The organism is Sphingobium sp. TomTYG65, assembly GCF_055395525.1.
This window is the reverse complement of the sequence record NZ_AP027330.1, coordinates 2,561,958-2,581,225: the sequence shown is the minus strand read 5'-3', so window position 1 is coordinate 2,581,225 and position 19,268 is coordinate 2,561,958. Positions and strand designations below refer to the sequence as shown.

Annotated in this window: 23 protein-coding genes and 1 tRNA gene; 7 read left to right on the top strand and 17 right to left on the bottom strand. The window is 58.5% G+C overall.

The genetic code is table 11. From position 1 onward, the window contains the following. Positions 1-51: 51 nt before the first annotated feature. Entirely contained in the window at positions 52-360 is a 309-nt protein-coding gene (locus ACZ5Y5_RS12775; RefSeq protein ID WP_464808985.1) for a hypothetical protein, read from the bottom strand. A gap of 596 nt (positions 361-956) precedes the next feature. Between ACZ5Y5_RS12775 and ACZ5Y5_RS12770 the strand changes: the two genes are divergently transcribed. Next, entirely contained in the window at positions 957-1,193 is a 237-nt protein-coding gene (locus ACZ5Y5_RS12770) for a DUF5818 domain-containing protein (RefSeq protein ID WP_464808984.1), read from the top strand. Between the two features lie 88 nt (positions 1,194-1,281). Here ACZ5Y5_RS12770 and ACZ5Y5_RS12765 read toward each other — a convergent pair whose 3' ends face one another. Continuing rightward, complete coding sequence (locus tag ACZ5Y5_RS12765; protein ID WP_464808983.1) at positions 1,282-1,944, bottom strand: heavy metal-binding domain-containing protein; 663 nt, start codon at positions 1,942-1,944, stop codon at positions 1,282-1,284. 118 nt (positions 1,945-2,062) lie between these two features. Here ACZ5Y5_RS12765 and ACZ5Y5_RS12760 point away from each other — a divergent pair, with 118 nt between their 5' ends. From ACZ5Y5_RS12760 to ACZ5Y5_RS12735, 6 genes are all read left to right on the top strand, one after another. Next, on the top strand, positions 2,063-2,188 hold the full coding sequence (locus ACZ5Y5_RS12760; RefSeq protein ID WP_464808982.1) for an excalibur calcium-binding domain-containing protein: 126 nt from the start codon (positions 2,063-2,065) through the stop codon (positions 2,186-2,188). Positions 2,189-2,194: 6 nt separating this feature from the next. After that, positions 2,195-2,803, top strand: a complete 609-nt coding sequence (locus tag ACZ5Y5_RS12755) for a thermonuclease family protein (RefSeq protein ID WP_464808981.1) — start codon at positions 2,195-2,197, stop codon at positions 2,801-2,803. A gap of 202 nt (positions 2,804-3,005) precedes the next feature. Then, positions 3,006-3,251 carry a DUF6894 family protein gene (locus tag ACZ5Y5_RS12750; RefSeq protein ID WP_464808980.1) on the top strand — a complete coding sequence of 82 codons (246 nt, stop codon included), beginning with the start codon at positions 3,006-3,008 and terminating at the stop codon, positions 3,249-3,251. Between the two features lie 149 nt (positions 3,252-3,400). Continuing rightward, positions 3,401-4,156, top strand: coding sequence for a Crp/Fnr family transcriptional regulator (locus ACZ5Y5_RS12745; RefSeq protein WP_464808979.1), 756 nt, complete (start codon positions 3,401-3,403; stop codon positions 4,154-4,156). 549 nt (positions 4,157-4,705) lie between these two features. Then, positions 4,706-6,847, top strand: coding sequence for a KAP family P-loop NTPase fold protein (locus tag ACZ5Y5_RS12740; protein WP_464808978.1), 2,142 nt, complete (start codon positions 4,706-4,708; stop codon positions 6,845-6,847). A gap of 58 nt (positions 6,848-6,905) precedes the next feature. Beyond that, positions 6,906-8,351 (top strand): SEFIR domain-containing protein, encoded by a 1,446-nt coding sequence (locus ACZ5Y5_RS12735; RefSeq protein ID WP_464808977.1) that lies wholly within the window; start codon positions 6,906-6,908, stop codon positions 8,349-8,351. A 24-nt stretch (positions 8,352-8,375) separates the two neighbouring features. Here ACZ5Y5_RS12735 and ACZ5Y5_RS12730 read toward each other — a convergent pair whose 3' ends face one another. The 15 genes from ACZ5Y5_RS12730 to ACZ5Y5_RS12660 all read right to left on the bottom strand — a co-directional run bounded on the left by ACZ5Y5_RS12730 (position 8,376) and on the right by ACZ5Y5_RS12660 (position 19,181). Beyond that, complete coding sequence (locus ACZ5Y5_RS12730) at positions 8,376-10,691, bottom strand: DUF5906 domain-containing protein (RefSeq protein WP_464808976.1); 2,316 nt, start codon at positions 10,689-10,691, stop codon at positions 8,376-8,378. 132 nt (positions 10,692-10,823) lie between these two features. Then, positions 10,824-11,129 carry a hypothetical protein gene (locus tag ACZ5Y5_RS12725; RefSeq protein ID WP_464808975.1) on the bottom strand — a complete coding sequence of 102 codons (306 nt, stop codon included), beginning with the start codon at positions 11,127-11,129 and terminating at the stop codon, positions 10,824-10,826. 193 nt (positions 11,130-11,322) lie between these two features. Then, on the bottom strand, positions 11,323-11,580 hold the full coding sequence (locus ACZ5Y5_RS12720; protein ID WP_464808974.1) for a hypothetical protein: 258 nt from the start codon (positions 11,578-11,580) through the stop codon (positions 11,323-11,325). Positions 11,581-11,582: 2 nt separating this feature from the next. Next, positions 11,583-11,843, bottom strand: a complete 261-nt coding sequence (locus tag ACZ5Y5_RS12715) for a hypothetical protein (protein ID WP_464808973.1) — start codon at positions 11,841-11,843, stop codon at positions 11,583-11,585. After that, positions 11,836-12,318, bottom strand: coding sequence for a hypothetical protein (locus tag ACZ5Y5_RS12710; RefSeq protein ID WP_464808972.1), 483 nt, complete (start codon positions 12,316-12,318; stop codon positions 11,836-11,838). Before ACZ5Y5_RS12710 ends, ACZ5Y5_RS12715 begins: the two co-directional genes overlap by 8 nt. After that, the gene (locus ACZ5Y5_RS12705; RefSeq protein ID WP_464808971.1) at positions 12,315-12,521 is read right to left on the bottom strand and encodes a hypothetical protein; all 207 of its coding nucleotides are present in this window, start codon (positions 12,519-12,521) and stop codon (positions 12,315-12,317) included. The genes ACZ5Y5_RS12710 and ACZ5Y5_RS12705 overlap by 4 nt, the downstream gene beginning before the upstream one ends. Further along, a complete protein-coding gene (locus ACZ5Y5_RS12700) occupies positions 12,518-12,727 on the bottom strand; it encodes a helix-turn-helix transcriptional regulator (protein ID WP_464808970.1) in 210 nt (69 codons plus the stop codon). Before ACZ5Y5_RS12700 ends, ACZ5Y5_RS12705 begins: the two co-directional genes overlap by 4 nt. A gap of 1,056 nt (positions 12,728-13,783) precedes the next feature. After that, positions 13,784-15,013 carry a tyrosine-type recombinase/integrase gene (locus ACZ5Y5_RS12695; RefSeq protein ID WP_464808969.1) on the bottom strand — a complete coding sequence of 410 codons (1,230 nt, stop codon included), beginning with the start codon at positions 15,011-15,013 and terminating at the stop codon, positions 13,784-13,786. Positions 15,014-15,187: 174 nt separating this feature from the next. Continuing rightward, a tRNA-Phe gene (locus tag ACZ5Y5_RS12690) sits at positions 15,188-15,263 on the bottom strand. Positions 15,264-15,314: 51 nt separating this feature from the next. Further along, complete coding sequence (locus tag ACZ5Y5_RS12685) at positions 15,315-15,509, bottom strand: DNA gyrase inhibitor YacG (RefSeq protein ID WP_464808968.1); 195 nt, start codon at positions 15,507-15,509, stop codon at positions 15,315-15,317. Then, complete coding sequence (locus ACZ5Y5_RS12680; protein ID WP_464808967.1) at positions 15,499-16,488, bottom strand: ribonuclease; 990 nt, start codon at positions 16,486-16,488, stop codon at positions 15,499-15,501. The genes ACZ5Y5_RS12685 and ACZ5Y5_RS12680 overlap by 11 nt, the downstream gene beginning before the upstream one ends. Positions 16,489-16,552: 64 nt before the next feature. Beyond that, entirely contained in the window at positions 16,553-17,125 is a 573-nt protein-coding gene (locus ACZ5Y5_RS12675) for a Maf family protein (protein ID WP_464808966.1), read from the bottom strand. Between the two features lie 12 nt (positions 17,126-17,137). Further along, positions 17,138-17,356 (bottom strand): translation initiation factor IF-1, encoded by a 219-nt coding sequence (infA, locus tag ACZ5Y5_RS12670; protein ID WP_003049127.1) that lies wholly within the window; start codon positions 17,354-17,356, stop codon positions 17,138-17,140. A 59-nt stretch (positions 17,357-17,415) separates the two neighbouring features. Beyond that, positions 17,416-18,705, bottom strand: a complete 1,290-nt coding sequence (locus ACZ5Y5_RS12665) for an adenosylmethionine--8-amino-7-oxononanoate transaminase (protein WP_464808965.1) — start codon at positions 18,703-18,705, stop codon at positions 17,416-17,418. A gap of 59 nt (positions 18,706-18,764) precedes the next feature. Next, positions 18,765-19,181 (bottom strand): DUF4168 domain-containing protein, encoded by a 417-nt coding sequence (locus ACZ5Y5_RS12660; RefSeq protein WP_464808964.1) that lies wholly within the window; start codon positions 19,179-19,181, stop codon positions 18,765-18,767. Positions 19,182-19,268: the final 87 nt, after the last annotated feature.

Genomic DNA, 19,268 nt, shown 5'->3' with positions numbered 1-19,268 from the left:
GGCACATGATAACGCCTCCTCCTTCTCGGTGGCGCCCCGCCTTTCCACCGCCTAACTCAGGCGGCCGAGTTCAATCCAGCCCTTGTCTTGGCTGTTGTTGCCGTGGTCGCGCGGGTTGGACCAGTTGCGCAGGTCGGACCTTATCGCAGCTTCACGGCCAGAGGGCAGGCGGCGCACTGGCTGGATCGTTCTCAGCACGACAGCCAAGGAAACAAGCCCATCATTCTCTGCAACTGCCTGCAGCTGCTCCCATCTGACCCTGGCATGATCGCTGTCCGGCTCTCCGCACAAGCGGATGTGCGTGATGACTTTCCAGTTCACTGGGACGCGCGGCATCTGTGCAACCCGTTCGAACGGCATGGTAGACCCTCCCGAAAGCGCCAACCTATCACGGCATTGAGGCCGGGGGAAATCTGCGGGTCCTACCTGGGGATTCCGAAAACCTAAGCGGTGAGGCGCCCCGAAAAACGCCCGAAAGTGCCAAAAACTTTTGGGTAAGTCAGCGGTTGGGGCTGAAAACTAGAGAGGCTGGCACTTTCCTCGCCAAAATTGCTCTAAGTTAAAGAAGCGCTTAGCGGATGGCGTATGATCGTTTCATTGGCGTCATGGACTCCCTCGAGTCGTCGACTGCCGGAACTTGTTTGGTCTGCCGCTAGGTGGGGGTACGACATGAGTTCATCCGACCCGATGATGTTCGCTGCCCTTGCTTGTCGCATGAGCGATGGTGAGTTGGCGTGCTCCATTCGACGCATGAAAGGCCACACCAGTCTCTCCGATTATCAGCTGGCCTTACTTGATGAGGCCCGGCTGCGTGGGATCGTCGACGCCTCCGCAAGGTGCAGCAGCGAGCGAAAATCCGTTCCCGAAGTGACGACAGCCGCATCTCACCTGTAAATCGGCACGCACCGTGATGCGGGTCATGGCGCTGTCATCGATTGCGTCCTATCTGCGGACACATGAATATCGGTTCATACTTCCGCCTGGAGGGCGTCCTCGTCGCTGGGGCTGTCAGCCTGTTCGTCCAAGCGCGCGACGGCGTGTTCTGGGACATTGGATGGTTGAAGGATGCGGCGCACCTCCTCCAGACCCACGTTGTCGTAGAGGGCATTCGCACCGGAGCTGAAGCGATAGCAGTCAATTGGATCGAAGCATGCGAACCGATAAGAAGGAAGCTCGGTAGCGCGGGCATGTAGGAGTCCGTCTTCCGCCAGCTGCGAAGGTACTGTGTGATGCTGATGTCCTGGCGGACATTCACACTTCAGCGGCCATCTGACAGCTAAGCTAGGCAGCGATGTCGCCTTTCCTCCAGCGTTTGAGCTGCCCATACCGCGCAACAGCCTCGTGCAGCTGCTGCGCTTTGGCGAAATCATCCGCATCCATGATGGCATGAAGGTTCGCAATCGTTGCCGCGGTGCCCTGCATGTTTATCGTGGCAGAATTGTTGCCTGTAGTTCCATAGTCGATGTCGACGCCAATGATGCAGTTGGCGTTCAGAGCCATTGCCTTATCGACAAGGATCGAGCGCGCTGCGGCCTCCCCCTTATTCACTTTGTAGCTCATTCCAGAGTTGACGTTCACGGCGCCAACGAAATCTGAAAAGCCCTGACTGAATTCGCTGAAGAAACCGGTGCCCACCGTGACATTCGCCGTGATCAGGTTCTTCAGCTTCACGTCAGCATAAGGCGGCAAATAGGAGCCGGTGAACATCGGGAAATGAACGATCCGCTCTTGGATGTCTTTGATTTGCGCATCTATTTGATTGTTGATGGCCGATCTGGCTTCGCCAACAGGTTTTTCGGCGCACTTACCGCACAATTCGGAAGAGGCGGTATTGTTGACGAAGTTGACGAATGCGACTGTTTCCGCTGGCCTGCGCAAGTTTGGCATCTTGAAAGCGGAACCTTCGGTGAGCTTCGCACCACAGTTTCCGCATTCCTCCGACATATGTACCCCCCAATATATTCCATTCACATGGGTATCGGGTTCGGCCCGTCAATTCTAGGGGATTGAACGTCATCAGCTGCAGGTTAATCCTGGACTGCAGCTAAACGGGCTACGTACGTTGCCAAATTGCGACGCCGCACGTGCAGCCGGCGCCGCTCCGATCATGGCGGGTCAGCCTGGTTATGGCACTCACCTGGACCGAGATGGAGATGGGATCGCCTGCGAACCATATCGCGGCAGGTGACAAATTTTGCCGGGTGACAGAGCGGCCGAATATGACAATATCAGCGAGATGGGGGATGATTTCGACTTCCGCACGATGATGCGTGACCGGCCGCGGCGGCCGCGGCGGCGGCGCAACAACGTTGTGCAGTTTCGGCGTCCAACTCAACAGCGCCGCCGGAAAGGTCGGCAGATCAGCTTGGTTCCACTGATCGTGTCCGGCTTGATCATCGGCAGCGGCATAGGATGGGCGGCCCTCCAGTATAGCGACAAGCTGCCGGGCTGGCCGGCTGCGGCCTCAGAGACCACGGGCTTAGGTGTCGGCTGCGTCAGCCCCACAGTGGTCGATGGTGATACCCTTCGCTGCGGCTCTACCCGTATCCGGCTTTCGTCGATCGATGCGCCAGAGATGCCCGGCCACTGCCGTCCCGGACGCGAATGCACACCGGGCGACCCGTATGCCAGCACCGGAAATCTGCGATCGCTGGTTAGCGGCCAGGCGGTGGAATGCCGGCAGGTTGATACGGACCATTATGGCCGTGCCGTCGCCCGTTGCTCTGTGGAGGGGCGGGATCTGTCGTGTGCTCAGGTTGAGGGCGGGTTTGCGGTAAAGCGGTATGGGTTTTTGGTTTGTTAGCGGCAGTCAGCAGACTAGACATTTCTCTCCGACTGAGACCGACCATTAGCGGACCGTCAGTCTTCATGCGGCAAACATAGGTAAGGCTCTATGATCTGCCTTCTGAAAGCCACCAGTGTTAAGAAGACGGATCGCCGGAAATTCTTAGGGCTCCGACGGCTGAGAGTGCGTTTGCTCCCCCTTTCGAAAACCGGAGCGTTTTATGGCGCGCTACTATCTCCATCTGCGTGATGCGACTGACGAAATCCTTGATTTAGAAGGCATAGATTTCGCGAATTTTGAAGCGCTTCACGCCGGAACGCTGGCGTGCGCTCGCGACACTATGAGCGATGATATCAAAAATCGGGGTGTCATGGACCAGCGCTATAGAATCGATGCGGAGGACCTGACGGGAGCGATTATTCACACGCTCTCTTTCAAGGACGCCGTGACGATCATGTACGGATGAACTCAACTCGCCGTCGCCACCTTCTGCCATGCCTTTTTAAAACGCGCATATACAAAGGGAGGGACGTCATTCGCTAACCTTTCATCTGGAGCTTGACCAAACTGCCATAGATGCGGAAGGTTTAAAGTTGCTCTAGATCGGAAAGCGAGATGACAGCAACAGCCTCCCATCATGCGCTTGAACCGTTGATCCGCAAACTTGGCTACTGGTCCGCCTTAGATGAAGCGGACAAACAAGCGCTCCGCGATCTCCCTCACAGAATTAAAAAGTTGGAGCAGCACGGCTACATTGTGAGTGAAGGCGAGAAGACGACACAGTCCTGTCTACTGGTGTCGGGGTTTGCGATCAGACATAAAATCGTAGCTGGGGGAGCTCGGCAGATTGTCGCAGTGCACATGAGGGGCGAGTTGGTCGACCTCCAGAACTCGTTCTTGGGCGTGGCCGATCACAGCGTCCAGGTGCTGGTGGAGAGTGAGGTCGCCTTCATCCCTCGCGATGCAATAAAGCAGGTGGCGTTCGAACGCCCTCAGGTTGGGATGGCATTGTGGCTGGACACGCTTGTTGATGCTTCGATATTCAGAGAATGGATTGCGAACGTCGGGCGCCGCAATTCTCGGACCCGTTTGGCCCACTTGCTCTGCGAATTCTCATTACGGCTGAAAGTCGCGGGCATGGGGGAGGAGACGGCATATGAATTGCCGATGACGCAGGAGCAGATTGCCGACGCCACCGGGCTTACGTCCGTCCATGTCAATCGCACACTGAAGGCGCTCGAAGCGGAGGGCCTTATAGAACGTCGTACCCGCCGTTCAGTAGTCATTGGAGACTGGAAGAAACTCGCCAAGGTGGGTGATTTTGACAGCGCTTACCTGCACCTTCACCACGACGAGCGGGCACTCATCTGAACGTCTGTTATCCACCCAACCCGGTCATGCGCCCAAAAAACACCTAGCGGTATTATAATACCGTCAGCCTCTGGTGGCTCATTTGCAAAAACCGCGTCAGCCCCTTGGCATGGTTTCGCTACAGTCTACTTCCGCGGCTCAGCGTTTCGCGCGAGAACGATTTTTCGGCGGATGGGACCCAAGTCGATTTGATGGCTCGGTCCAATACGGACCAATGACCAGTCCAATCAAGTGAAAGCGTAAGCTGCTGAATTTACTAGGATGTCCAAAGCGTCCCATCAGTCCACATTGATAATCTTTTATTACGTTTTGACTCCACCATGCTGCTGGTGACTGCCCAGGTGAGGATCGACGCCTCTGCTGTCCACGTAAGGTTTTCTCTTTGGACTCTTTGGACTGATTGGACTGGGGATCAAAAGAGTAGGTTTTCTGCGGGTTTCAGCAGTCCAATGAACGGTCCAATGAAGCAGGCAAGTCCAAAGACTGGCGACCAACATGCGCTTTTAGTCGCTCTGGGAATTCACGCGCTTTCCGATTATCTCCAAACTTATGAAAATCGATCCGGATTTCGGCGACTTGCCGATCAGCACGCCAACTCAGGACATCTTCGGCGTGGACCCCTTCGTGCAATCCCTAGCGCGAAGCATTCGAGGCATGCGCTCGCCTCAGGGCGTCGTAGTGGCCCTGAATGGCCCGTGGGGCTCAGGAAAGAGCAGTGCCATCAATTTGCTGAAGCATCATCTTTCCGGCCCAGCAATAGCGGAAGAGCTTCAGACCATCGACTTCAACCCATGGTGGTTCCGCGGAGAAGAGGCCCTCGTGCTCGCCTTCTTTCGTGAGTTGCATGCCGCCGTTAACCCAACGCTTACAGGCGCCGCCAGGAAGATACTGCCGAAACTCGGCGCAAGGCTGCTCAAAGCCGGTGGCGTCGTCGCACCCGTGGCTGACCTTGCCGGCGCATCGGGAACCGGCGCGGTGGCATCTGGAATTATGGGCTGGCTGAGCGGCATGATTGAGGATGGGGAGAGCGTTGAAAAGCTACACTGCGAACTTTCTGCCGCTCTGTCCGCCCAATCGAAGCGCTTCGTCATCCTGATTGATGACATCGATCGTCTTGCACCTGATGAAGCGCTAGCAATGTTTCGCCTGGTGAAGTCGGTCGGGCGGCTACCGAATTTGATCTATATCCTCGCATTCGACCGCCTATTGGCGGAGCGCGTGGTGGCTGATCGCTTTCCCTCGGAAGGACCACATTATCTCGAAAAAATCGTACAAGCATCATTCGAGTTGCCAACGCCTTTAGAAACAGATCTGCACCGACACGTTGTTGCGAACATCCATGCGATCGTTGGGGGAATAGAAGACAAGCAGCTAGTTCACACAATGAATATGTTTCATGCGATCGTGGCGCCTGAACTGAGAACACCTCGGGACGCGACCCGCTACGTAAATGCGCTAACGATCACCTGGCCGGCCGTCGAGGGTGATGTAAATCTCGGCGACTTTTTGGCTGTCGAGGCATATCGGCTTTTCCGCCCAAGCCTCTATCGATCTTTGCGGGGATGCCAGACCACCTTGTGCGGTAAGGCTAATTGGGATCGGGACCGTACTAATGGTGCCGAGCGATTGGATGCGCTCCTGCTATCCGATGTGCCGGAGAAGGAGAGATATCGCAGTGGGCTTATTCGCCTGTTTCCGCGGCTAGACGCTGTTTGGGGTAACACCATTCACGGCACGCGCGGGTTCGACAGGGATCGGCGGATATGTTCGAATGAGCACTTCCAGACTTACTTCCGCCTATCGCTGGACCCAGACGTAATATCGAGAAAGGAGCTGGATGCCTTCCTGGATGTCGCAGGCAATCCGAAAGCGGTTAGGCAGGCTCTGATCGATGCAACAGGTGTAGTTCAGCGTGACGGCACAACACGAGTGAAGGCGCTGCTGAGTGCCCTGATTAGCGAAGCGGGAGCGATCCCTCTTGCGACGGTCAGACCGCTTTTGCGCGGCATCTTTTGCGCTGTAGATGAAATTAATGTGGAGGCAGACCGCGCCCGTGGGTTTGATGTGGGCGACAACGCGTTGCGCGTGCACTGGCTTCTACGCGCGCTCATAATGGATCGAACCTCCCTTGAGGAGCGGTCGCCGATCTTCCTTGAAGCCCTTTCGGATGCTTCCCTCGGTTGGCTGGGAGATTTCGCTCATTCTGCATGGGCGGACTTCCACCCCCGCGAAGGCGAACCTGAGCCGGAGAATCAATGCCTTCTGCTGGAAGCGGACACGGAAGCAGTTGCCGAATTGTTCAGGAAACGGATCACATCCGCCGCTGAAGATGGAAGCTTGATTCACGCCCCGAATCTTCTCCGCCTTCTATTCCTGTGGCTCCATTTCGATGCCAACGGAGCACGCGTCCGAAATTGGATTGACGACCGCATTGAGGATGACGCTTCTCTAGTTAAACTCGCCGCTGCATGCACCTCCCATGCGTGGACTCAAAGTTCTGAAGACCTCGTTGCCAAAAGGGTTGATCGTGCGTCCATAAACGGTCTTAGCGAAATCATGGACCTGGATCGGTTCCGCGCGAATTTGCTTTCTCTCCAGGTAAAGCTGGATCCTACATCGACAGAAGCAGCGATAGTGTCCCGTTTTCTCGCCGCTTGGAAAAGGCGCGATGAATCTGACGGGTGGGACTAGGCTCATTATCGAAAGGGCTACCCATTGATTTTGCAAAACTAACTGGCGAAACAGTCGAATGGCTAATGATCAATATATATCCCCGAAGGCGTTCATCTCATATTCCTGGTCTTCGGATACGCATGAGGCGTGGGTGATCGATTTAGCAACTCGTCTTATGCAGGACGGGGTGCAGGTGATCTTGGATAAATGGGATCTGAAAGTAGGTCATGATGCGAACGCCTTCATGGAGTCGATGGTCACCGACCCAACCGTCACCAAAGTTCTGCTAATCTGCGACAACGTGTACGCCGAGAAAGCTAACGGCCGAATGGGGGGTGTTGGTAAGGAGGCGCAGATCCTCACCCGAGAAATATACGAGAAAGTAGATCAAGATAAGTATGCCGCGCTAATCACCGAACGAGATGCGGACGGGAAAGCCATTACACCTGCGTACTATGGTGGTAGGCAGTTCATCGATTTTTCTAAGCCTGAATTGGCTGAAACAAGCTACGAGGACTTGCAACGCTGGATTTGGAATAAGCCTCGCCACGTGAAGCCAAAGCTTGGGAAAGCACCGGCTTTTATCACTGACCCAGACGCGGTTGTAACCGGCACCACCTCGAAGTTTAAGCGGGCTGAACATGCGATAATTTCGGGGTCGCCGGCTGCAGGCGGTCTCATTACCGAGTTTGGAGAGGCCTTGATCGCAGAGTTTGAGGAATCGAACCTCGATAAGGAGGCAGTGCCGTTTGACGATGAAGTGATTCGACACGCCGCCTCGATGCGTCCTGCACTTCGGCATCTAATTGAAGTAGCTCTGGCAGAAGCCAGGTACGCTGGCACCAACATCAGTCGCATCCTCCGCATATTCGAAGGCATGGGACGCCTGATGTACAAGGCGGACAACGTCAACGCTTGGCGCGAGGACGATTTCGATTCCTTCAGGATGATGTGTTACGAAGGATTTCTGGCCTTAACCGCCGTTTTGATATTGGAGGAACGCTTCGATGTATTGGGTGCCGTGCTGCGGCATCCGTTCGTCGTTCGCGGACGAAACTACACGGAGGGGCAATCAACGACAACTTTTCGCATTTTTTGTCAGCAGCCAAGCAGCTTTGCTCGGCGCAACCAGCGCTTAGGGTTAAATCGTCTAGACCTCTACGCTGACTTGATCTTGGACACCTACTCCGCCAGTTTTCCTTCTATGGACAGTATGATCGAAGCTGACATCGTCCTATATCTCCGTGGAATGATCGTTAAAGATGGAACTGATTATCAAAATTGGTGGCCATCGACAATAATTCACGCGAATTACTATCGAGTTCCGGACCTATTTGCTCGCTCAGAGTCCGCTTTGTTTTTCGAACAATGGGCTCCCCATGTGTTTGGTCCGATCAGCGCCGATGTGTTTCGTGAGAAGGTTGCCGCTTTGTCCAATGAGTTCCGTGGCGGTCATTACGGTTATCCCGGCACGAGTCTCGCTAGACTCACAAACGCGGCCCACATCGGGATTCGTTCATAGGCATAACGCCATCGCGTCGGTATATCACCCCTCCACCGGCTCCCAATCCACCGGCTGCCCCATCCACTGGTCAAAGGCAGCCCGGCAATCGGCAAGCACCGGAACCTCATACTGCCGGATGCGGGTGAAACCGGGTTTGGCAGAAGGTCTCCGGTCCTTCAGTTCCGGCAGCATGTCACGCATCCGCCTTCCGAAATGGCGCTCTTCGACTGCCTCACCGTCGTACCGGCGGCCCTTCATCCAATCGAGATATTGGCTGCGCAGGACCTCTCGCCCGACATATTGCGCTGATGCGGCCCAGCCTTCACCATCGTCATATTCAGTCAGCGCGCCGCGGTTCAGCATCTCGAACCACCACAGGTTCACGTTGCGGAGGCTGGCCAGTTTCTGGTCGCGCAGCCCCTCCGTTTCCGGCGCCTTGCGGACGTTGAAGCCGGTCAGGTCATAGTTCTGCAGATAGTGCAGCAGCGCCGCAGGACCGGTACCCTCCATCTCCGCACGCAGAGCGTTGAAGTAGGCGTCGTCGCCGCGGCGCTTATTGGAAACCTCGAACACGGCCCAGCGGCGTTCATCAGCGCTAGCGGGCACCACCCAATCGGCGTTGGCCGATATGAACATGCGCAGCACGCTCGGCAGATTGATGGAGTCGATGCCCTTCCGCTCGATTTCGATGCGATCACTGGTGACGAGGTATTTCAGCACGCCTTCTGCCTTGCGATCGCCTGCCCAACTGCCTTCCTGGACGTGCAGCATCAGCGCATTTTCCAAGCGGGCGTTGAATTTCCCAACGATGTGATCCGACTCAGCCACCGTAGGGGCGTGTCGGCGACCGATCATTCGGGCGACATAATCCGCAACGGTGTCTTTGCCCGCGCCTTTGGCACCCCGCAGCACGAGAGCGACGCCGGGCTTCTGTTCCGGCCGCTGCACCATGTGAGCCAGCCATCCGATCACATACGCGGCGTGATCCTGGTTGCCATTGCAAACCACTCGATGCACGTGGTCGAGGAAACGCTGGCACGATGCATTCGCGTCTGGTTGAACGGCCCAGCCTCGCCAGAGGTTTAACACCGTTCGCGGGCAGCCTCCGGGCGCGAATGTCACACCACCGGGAAAGGTTTCGCGGTCTGGATCGCGCATCCAACGCTTCGAAGCAGCCTCTGTTTTGCCCTCGCCGATGGAGACACGGTCATTCTCGTAAAATGCATGCAGATCCCGCACCGTGCCGAAATCGACGCTTCCATCGGAGCGCTCTGTCGTCACGAGCGTCCGGCCCCGAACGACCACGATAGCATGGCGATGATTCAGGCGAGCCGTGACCGGATCACGCGCCTCCAGCTCGTCATAATCAGCTCCGTCGTCTTCGTCAGCACTCCGCGAGGCATCGGCGACCTCCTTTGCATTGTTCCAGCTTCTGTTGATCGAAGACTCGTCCTTACGGTTGAGCCATTCAGCTGCCCTGCCAGCATCATCAAGGGAAGCGGCGTCAGGCTCTACGGATCGCATGATCTGCAGCGCCGCTTCGCGGTCGAGGCCCTCCGCAGCCAGCCTGATCATTTCCCTGTACGCGCATCCCGAGCCGGATTCGTCCTGCTTCTTGACTGCAGAGCCTCCACCCACGGTTTCCGCCAGGAAGGCAGGACCTGCATCCCGGATCAGCCATAGGAGATCAGATAAGGCGACCGTTCGGACTGTACGGGGCGATCCTGGGCAGAGCTGGCCGGTTACCGTGTAATACCGGTGCGAAACATCTAAGCCGATTTCATGGTGCGTCCCTGCGCTCCAAGGCAGCCGATGTCGTTCCTTACCGGTCTCCGGGTTCCGCATAGCGTCCGCGAGAGCGGCAGTGTCCGAAGCAGAATAAGCGAAGAAAATCTTTACGCCGGTGCCGCTGGGTGACACTTCAGCATAGCTGGCAAATCGGGTGATGATTTCGTTCGCCCAAGTTGTCAGCTGCCCAGTTTCGGGATTCAAGCAAGAGTCGAGATCGACACCCCCGAGCAGCAACTGGCGGCCGTCTACGATCTTGCCCAGTTCAATCCCGATACCGCGAATACCCTCACCCTCGAGTGGGGGAAGTTGGTCAGCTGCCCACTGCGCCTGCCGCCGGGTACCCCAGGTGCGGGGATCGTTCGACCGCGCCTTGTATTCGGGGTTATGCGGGTTCCATGGTAGCTTCTGCAATTGGCCTTTGCGATTGGGCTCCTCACGCCAGGCAACCCACTGCGGCAGATCGGCCAGGCTATCTAATGTGAGCTGGGGCTGGCTCAGCAGGTCACCAAAATCATCGGAAATTAGGAGGGCGTCAAAATCATCGTGATCGATAAGGGTCATCTTCATCAGCCTTGGCAACCGGCCGCCGATGTGGTATCTGAATACCTGTCGTGTTCCACATCAATGCCGGGCGTCGATCGGAAATCCCCTTCCGGTCGGCGTTTGGTTTTTTTGAAATCTCCCGTTTAGTTGTTCGCCTCAGACGGCGTCGAGCGGCAGCAGCAGGCCCGGAACGTGTTCCAGCTTCCGCCTGGTTGCTCGGTCGATCTTGTCGCGCAGCAAAAAGCCGAATTCGAGGCTGTGATCGTCACCGACTTCGCAAGGCAGAAATCGGAATGCGAGCGCTGCGGGCTTGCCCAGGATCTTGGCGATCCTGGCCCTGACGCGCGCCTCGTGAAGCGCAAGACGGGAGCATGTGGACAAATCCAGCACCGATGCCGCGCGGAGCTCGCGACGCCTGCGGCGCCACCACTGTTTCCAGCCTTTGAGGTTTACGTGCTCCATCAGGGTAGCAGCCTCCTGACCAGTCGCGCCCCCACGATCGCTGAATTATCGAGTGCTTCCTCCCGTTGGCGCATGACAGTGACGAGGGAAGTCCTTTCGCCGCTTGGCCGCTGGGGCTGGGGATGGGTCATATGCCGCAACCTGGCAGCCATGCGCGAAGGCGACATCCATGAGTTTGTGGCGCAGTTCCAACTCATTTGTCTGCCTCCTCGTCGCCGATGATGCCAAGGGCCTTCAGAGAAGCGATAACTTCGCGTTCTGACCCCGCCTTTTGCTTCGCGGTTTCCTGTTCGAAGCCTTTGAGGCGCACGCGGCCGGCGAGTTCCTTCAGGCGACCGGCCCGACTCGTCTCCGGCTGTTCGGCGCTGATTGCCCCCATGGATTTCAGGGAGGCGATTACATCCTGGTCATCAGCTTTGGCGGTGGGATTTTTAGCATTGCCTACGGTCATGCTCAGCCCTCCGCCTGGTCTTGTTCGAACAGCGCCAACTCTGTGGCGTCGGGGTAACGGATGGCACCAAGTCCGATTAAGCGCTGGATCTCAGCCGCGCCGCCTTCAAGCAGGCTGGCGGAAAACAGGGTGCCAGCGTCAATGGTCTTGACTGCTTTCTTCATGACGGGGCTGCCGTCCGGATTCCATTCGCCGGTGGTGACCATTTCAACATTGGGGTCGCTGACACCCAGACGATGTATTGCAAACAACATGTCAGTCATTCTTTGTTCCTTTCACCTTCGAAATGATTGGCGCAGAAATCGCGCGTGCCGCTGTCGCCAAGTTTTCCGCTTTCAGCGCGTCAGGCATCAGCGCGTCAGGAATGGCCTTGATCAGCCTTTCCACAAGCAGTGAACCTTTGATGGGTAGAGGTGCGCCAGGCGGAACGGGGAATCCGCTCGTGCCGACGGTGCCCGCCATGACGTGATCAGCAGCGATCAGCCGCGCGAGAGCTGGTGCTAGTTGCTCGATGCCCGTTCGGGTCTCATTAAGGGCGTCACCCTGCACTTCCGCGATAAGGCGAAGCGACGCCGCAGCTAGGGGAACTTGGAGCGGCGGGATTGCAGCTTCGGCCTTCGCGATGACGCCTTGCTGGAGCTTGATCGCAGCGGCCAACGGGGCGGCGTTTTCATCTAGTTCTCTGAGGCGTTCGGAATTGCGTTTCGCGCCCCGGCGTAGTCGGGAAGCGGCCATCATTCGCCTCCTCCCATTTCATCGCCATCAATAATGCGGCGAGCGGCTTCTGACTCGATTTCTTCGCGCAGCCGAGCGCGCTCCTCATCCTCATCGATCTTCCGGCGCTGAAGTGCTGAAAGCTTCTCGCGTTCTGCCGCAACCTTCGCGCTGGCCGCATCTATCGCGGCGAACGCGTTGCGCGCTTCCTCTATGGTGCTCATCATGCCGCAGCCGCCGCAATTACTGCCTGCAGCCACGCAAGAGGGATGCCGGCGGCCCTGCCGCCCACATGGATGGGCGAGGGAACGCGCCCCTGCTCAGCGAGTCGATAATAGTGGCTGCGGCTTTTGAAGCCGAGAAATTCGGCAGCCTGCGCCGGCCGTAACAGCGGCCCAGTTGCAGGCACATCCGCCCAGGGTTTCGTAATCATTTGACCTCCTTCTGCTTCTGCTTCGGAGGTATTTTTCGGCGATTCGCGGTTAGGCTAAAACATCAGATCAGAGCGATATTCCCTAACCGGGCAGTTCATAGAAGTCTGATAGAAGCTGCTTGTATCGATCCGCTACGACAGTCGGCACCGTCGAGAGCCACATGCGATGCGTCTTCCAACAACATACATAGTTTGGCGGCCGAAATTGAAACCAAGGTCGCGGCTCAGTGCAGTGGTTTTGCTCCTTCCATATTTCTGCCGCGGCCCAGGATGCGAAGGCCGGGTATTCCGGCACTAGGTCACGCTCCATTCCCAAACAGCTAGCCACGGCCTCAATCCGTCTCAGATGCTCAGTCACATCAAGCCGAACCTGAGTCGAGGGGGGATAAGGTGGGTCTCGCCCTGCATCATCGATGTTCAAATGTCTCCAAGAGACCTCGATTGTAGATGCTTCCGGAATATCGCCGGTCCATTCGCCACGCTCCGCAGCGTCTCTCATCAACTCGACAGCAGTTTCTGCAATAGCAGTTTGCTGGATTCTGGTGCTGGACGATCCTGCCTCCAGCATAAGTTTCCGCCGGGCCATCTTTGCGAAATGTGCATATGTCCACAGCCTACCGGATTGCGGACGCCCTCTGGCCCTTTTAGGCAGAGGGAAAAGGAGGTTCGGCTCTTTGAAATCTGCCTCGTGTGACCACATCGCTTGACATATTGCCAAGCGGCGCCAATCGTCTCCCGCCGGTCGCCAGTATCGATAGCTGAACGGATCGGCTCGTAGCCGTTTTATTTCTTCCTCAGCTTCCGCCGTCAGGCGGCGTGCCTCAACCTGAAATTCGCTATGCTTCAGCGCTCCATCCGCGCCTTGTGGTAAGGCGCTTCGAGCTGTCAAATCGGCTAACTGACGCAGGTAGGTAATAGACCTGACCGAGCATTCGCGCGGCGTGGGAGGAATGCCAAATCGGATGAACTGGCGCAACAATGCCGCCTCTATCCCGTTCAGCGTGGGCCTACCTTTACGCTCATCGCAGCAAGGGAACTGCATACCTGCCCGAGCTGTCATGCCACCTGCCCGCTGCCAGGGAACGGCACGATGTCACCACCCTTGCGGAGCAGATCAAGGTGATCGCTCCACCATTGGGCCATCTCAACGCGCTCCTTCCAATGCGCGCCACGATGATAGGCCGCCCGAACATTATCGCTGTCCTGGTGCGCCAAGGCGCGCTCTATCGCGTCAGGGTGCCACTTGCCGCTTTCGTTAAGCAGCGTCGACGCCATCGCGCGAAAGCCATGGGCGGTCATCTCGTCGCCGGTGTAGCCCATTCGGCGCAGCGCAGCATTCAACGTGTTTTCCGACATGGCCCGCGCCGTTGAACGGATCGACGGGAATACATAGCCCGGTCGATTGCCTGCCAGTTCCCGCAACTCTCTAAACAACTCCACCGCCTGCCGAGAGAGGGGAACGTGATGCGGTTTGCGCATCTTCATGCGGGCGCTTGGAATCGCCCATACCGCTCCATCAAGGTCGATCTCAGCCCATTCCGCGAATCGGAGTTCGCCCGGTCGCACAAAGAGGTGTGGTGCCAGCTTCAGCGCGTACAAGGTGACGTAGTGGCCGCTATAGCCATCGATCGCGCGCAGCAGCTCGCCCACCTTCACGGATTCGATGATGGCGCCGTGATGCTTCGGCTTGGGCGCAATCAGAGCGCCGCGAAGGTCGCGCGTCGGGTCCGACGCAAGGCGAGTTGTCGCGACGGCATACCGGAAAACTTGGCTGGAGAATTGCAGCAGCCGGCGAGCGGTCTCTAAATTCCCTTTTGCCTCGGCGCGTTTGAATATGGGCAGCAGATCAGCGGGTGCGATCTCCGAAACAGGCATTTTGCCAATCACCGGATTTAGGTAGCTGAGGAAAAAGTCGGCCTTCCCTTGGGTCGAAGCCGCCCACCCCTCCTTTGTGCGCTTGTTGATAAACTCAGCAGCGACCATCGAAAAACTGTTGCCAGCGGCCATGCGGCTTTGAACTTTCCGCCGCACCTTCTCCACGCCAGGATCTTTCCCGGCGGCCAACTCGCCCTTTGCGGCGTCGCGGCGCTTGCGGGCGTCAGCAAGACTCACATCAGGGTAGGTGCCGAGACCCAGCTTCTTCTCTTTACCGTCGATTCTGTATTTCAGGCGCCAGAGTTTTCCGCCGGTCGGCTGCACCAACAAAAACAGGCCGCCCGAGTCTCCGAGCTTGTAGGGCTTGTCTTTCGCTTTCGCGGCCTTGATTGCGGTATCCGTTAGCGCCACTGGGGGCCATCCTTGCTGCGGCAGGGGGCCAAGCGATTTTAGCCCCCAATCTGGCCCCCATCAGTTGCATGTTGCAGGCATGCGCCAAGCAACAGCAACAAACAGGGGACGCCTGATTTACCGCAGAAAACCGTGCTTAGTAAAGACGGAGGGCAACATCATCATACAGGAAAATGGTGCCCGGGGACGGAGTCGAACCGCCGACACTGCGATTTTCAGTCGCATGCTCTACCAACTGAGCTACCCGGGCACGGGTGCCGGCGAGGACCACCGGCAGCGTCGAGAGGCGTGCCTATAGGCATCAATCCGGGGGGCTGTCCACCCCATAATCGTCGCTTTTTTTCATCTCTTCGGCGACGGGTGCGCCGGGGACGCGATATCCTTCGCCAAGCCATTGCAGCAGGTCGCGATCGCGGCATGCCTTTCCGCAGAAGGGACGGGTTTCGGCCGCCGAGGGCTGACCGCAGGCGGGGCAGGAGGAGGCTTTAGGCGACATGGCCGCTCGATATGGCGAGGCTGGGGTCAGCCTTCAAGCTTATCTCACCGCCGCGACGGCGGGCGAGTTGTTCGATCCAGTCGGTTGCCTTGCGCAGACGATCGATGACTGCCGGATTTGCAACGATCTCCGCCGGGCCGCCATTGCCGTGGCGTTCGGCCCGGCGGAGCAGCGCCAGCGCGGCGGTCTCCACGGGGTCGGCGCGGAGCAACTCCATCAGGTTCATGCGCTCGCGGCGCCGGATGATCTGGACGAAGCCGAACCCGTTGACCGCCGTGCGCTCGAAAGGAAGCGGCAGATATTTGTCGATCTGCGCCGAGGCGACGGCGCGCTCGTCCTTGTTGTTCATCGTCGGCAGGTCGACGCCGATCGAACCGGTGAGACCCAAGCGGCGAATAGCCTGTGCGGCAAGCTTCGCGCCCTTGGGTCCAAGCTTTGCGGGTGGGAGCGAGCCGTCCACATCGATCAGGATCATCGCGGGCGTGGGGAAGATGCGCAGGGCAGCTTCCTCGGTGCCGATCTCGCCCGAGATCGCCTCTTCCATCAGTTCGCTCCAGCCATGGGCTTCGAAGCGATCTTCCTCATGCGCAGGACATGGGACGACGGGCAGGCCGGTGGCGCGCAGGCGCTGGAGCAGGCTGGGGGCGGGATGCGCCTTGGAGCCGGGCTGCGCTATGCGGGCCTTGGCAAGTTTGGCGCGCCCTTCCTCAGGGATCGCCTCTCGCAGGATTTCGAGGAGAACCGTCGCCCCCTCCGCGATCTTCGGGGGAATGGGCTCGACGAGCACTTCTTCGCCCGAGATGAGACGGGCGATGCCGCGCTTCTTGGGGATTACTGTGCGAACGAGCTTGCCCTGCATGACCGATCCGGCGCGGGCGGCATCAGTTGTCCGCTCTATCTGCGCTTCGACCAGGCGGCCCTTTTCGATCAGCGCGGCGCGGGCCTCGCCAATCCCTTCTTCATAGAGCCATTCGGCCATGTCGATCAGTCCTGTTGGTCGTGATTTCCGAACCGGGAAATGTGCCATTTCCCTCGAAATCACTCTAGTCCAGTGGATAGCCCGCTGCCTTGAGCAGCGCGCGGGTTTCGTAAATGGGCAGGCCCATGATCGCGCTGTGGCTCCCCTGGATTGCGCGGATGAGGCCCGCGGCGCGGCCCTGTATTGCGTAGCCGCCTGCTTTGCCGTGCCATTCTTCCGACGCGATATAGGCGTCGATCTCGGCGCGATCGAGGCGTTTGAAAGTGACGATATTGGTCGAGAGGCGGTGGCGCGCCCTCCCCTCCCCATCGACCAGCGTTATGGCGCTCAACACGCGGTGGCGGCGGCCGGAGAGAAGTTCGAGGCACTGGCGCGCTTCGGCTTCGCTCTCGGCCTTGGGCAGGATACGACGGCCTGCCGCGACTACCGTGTCGCCCGAGAGCACCAGCGCACCGGGATGCCGCCGTGCCACCAGTGCGGCCTTTTCGGCGGCGACACGGGCTGCATAAGCGGCGGGAAGTTCGGCTTTGAGCGGAGTTTCATCAAGGTCCGCCGGGTCCACCGCATCGGGAGACACGCCGATCTGACCCAGAAGTTCACACCGTCTAGGAGAAGCTGAAGCGAGAATGAGCCGCATGCGTGAAGCGGCTTATTTGAAGCGGTAGGTGATCCGACCCTTCGTCAGGTCGTAGGGGGTGAGTTCGACCAGCACTTCGTCGCCCACCAGAACACGGATGCGATTCTTGCGCATCTTGCCAGCGGTATGGCCGAGGATCTCGTGATCATTTTCAAGCCGGACGCGGAACATGGCGTTGGGGAGAAGCTCCACAACCTGTCCGCGCATTTCAAGCAGTTCTTCTTTTGCCATAATATCCTGGGAAGTCGAAAAATCGCGCCGCCATAGCGCCAAAATGCGGAAAATGAAAGTCAGGCCGAAAGCCCGAAAATATCACCGGCTTTTGAGAGGGCCGCGAAGATGTGATCCAGCTGATCCGCATCAAGGCAATAAGGCGGCATCAGATAGATGGTGTTGCCAAGCGGCCGCAGCAAGATGCCCTTTTCCAGGAAGAAGGCACGCAGGCGCGGGGCGAGATCGGACAGATAGCCCGCGTCCGCCGCGATCAAATCGATCGCGGCAATGGCGCCAAGCTGGCGCGGATTGACGAAGGCCGGGTGCCGGCCAAGTTTTTCGAGTCGCTGCGCCATCCCGTCCGACAGGGTGGCGATGCGACCCAGCACATCTTCCTCCCGCCAGATGGCGAGATTGGCGGCCGCCGCGGCGCAGGCGATGGCGTTCGCGGTATAGCTGCTGGAATGATAGAAAAGACGCGATCGGTCCGTGGAGCGGTGCGCATCGAAGATGCGCGCAGTAGCCAGAGTCGCAGCCAGCGGGATCGCCCCGCCCGTGATCCCCTTAGCCACGGCCATGATATCTGGGACGATGCCGGCCTGCTCACAGGCGAACAGAGTCCCGGTGCGGCCCCAGCCGGTCATCACCTCATCAACGATGAAGAGGACGTCGTGCCGGGCGCAGATCGCGGCCATTTCCCGCAGGACGGCTGGCGAATAGACCAGCATCCCTCCTGCCCCCAGGATCAGCGGTTCGACGATGAAGGCGGCGGGACGCTGCGCGCAGGCTGCCTCAAGAGCATTGAGCGTTGTTTGCTCTTGGTCCTGATAGGGAAAGGGTATCGTGCCGACGTCGAACAACAGCGGCGTCCAGGCGGCATTATAGACGCCACGCTCGCCCACGGACATCGTCCCGATCGTGTCCCCGTGATAGCTGTGCTGCAGGACGAGGATGCGGTGACGCGGCTCCGCCAATCCATCGAGGGCGCGATTGTGCCAATAGCCAAGCGCCATCTTGAGCGCGACTTCGACGGCGGTGGAGCCGCTGTCAGAGAAGAAGACATGGGCGAGCGGATCCCGGTCCGTAGCACGGGGCGCCAGATCGACCAGGCCGCGCGCCACCGCTTCAGCCGGTTCATGGGTGTAGCCCGCGAAAATGAGCTGATCGAGCTGCCCCGCCTGCTTTGCGATGGCGGCGGCGATGGGGGGATGGCAATGGCCGTGGGTCGTCACCCACCAGCTGGAGATGCCATCGATCAGCGTTCCGCCATCGACGAGATGGAGCAAAGCACCCTCCGCTCGCGTCACGAGCGGAATGGCTTCTTCAAGACCGTGCTGAAAAAAGGGATGCCAGACAGGGGAGGTCATGACGTGACGCTTAGAAGAGCGAGGGCGTCACGCCAAGCTCCTCCCCCGTGTCAGCCCGCTTATTTCGGAGCGGCGGGGGTCGCCGGAGTTGCAGGCGCAGCCGGAGTGGCGGGGGCTGCCGCCTGAATGCGCTGCTGCAGCGCCGGATCTGCGGCGGCCGCCTGACCGATCTCATTGAACTTTTCCGGCGCAATGCCCGAGGCCTGAAGCGCGGCCAGCATCTTGGGCTGCTTTTCAGCGTCGGCAATGGAAGCGTCCGACTGAATCTTGGTCACTTCCACCGCAGCGGCAGCGAACTGCTTGATATCGGCTTCGCTATATTTGGACGCGCCCGCCGAAGGCGTTGCCGGAGCGGCGGGGGTAGCCGGGGCAGCAGGAGCTGCCGCGCCCTGCGCCAGAAGCGGCGCTGCGGCAAACAGGGTGGCCGACGCCAGGCCAGCTTTCAGAAAGATCGAAGAACGAAAACCCGTCAACATGCTTCTCCTCACAAATTAATGAATGAAAGCTGTGGAAGAGCAGCGTCAGATTAAAGGGTGATCCGGCGAAGCGTGAGATTTGAGGGA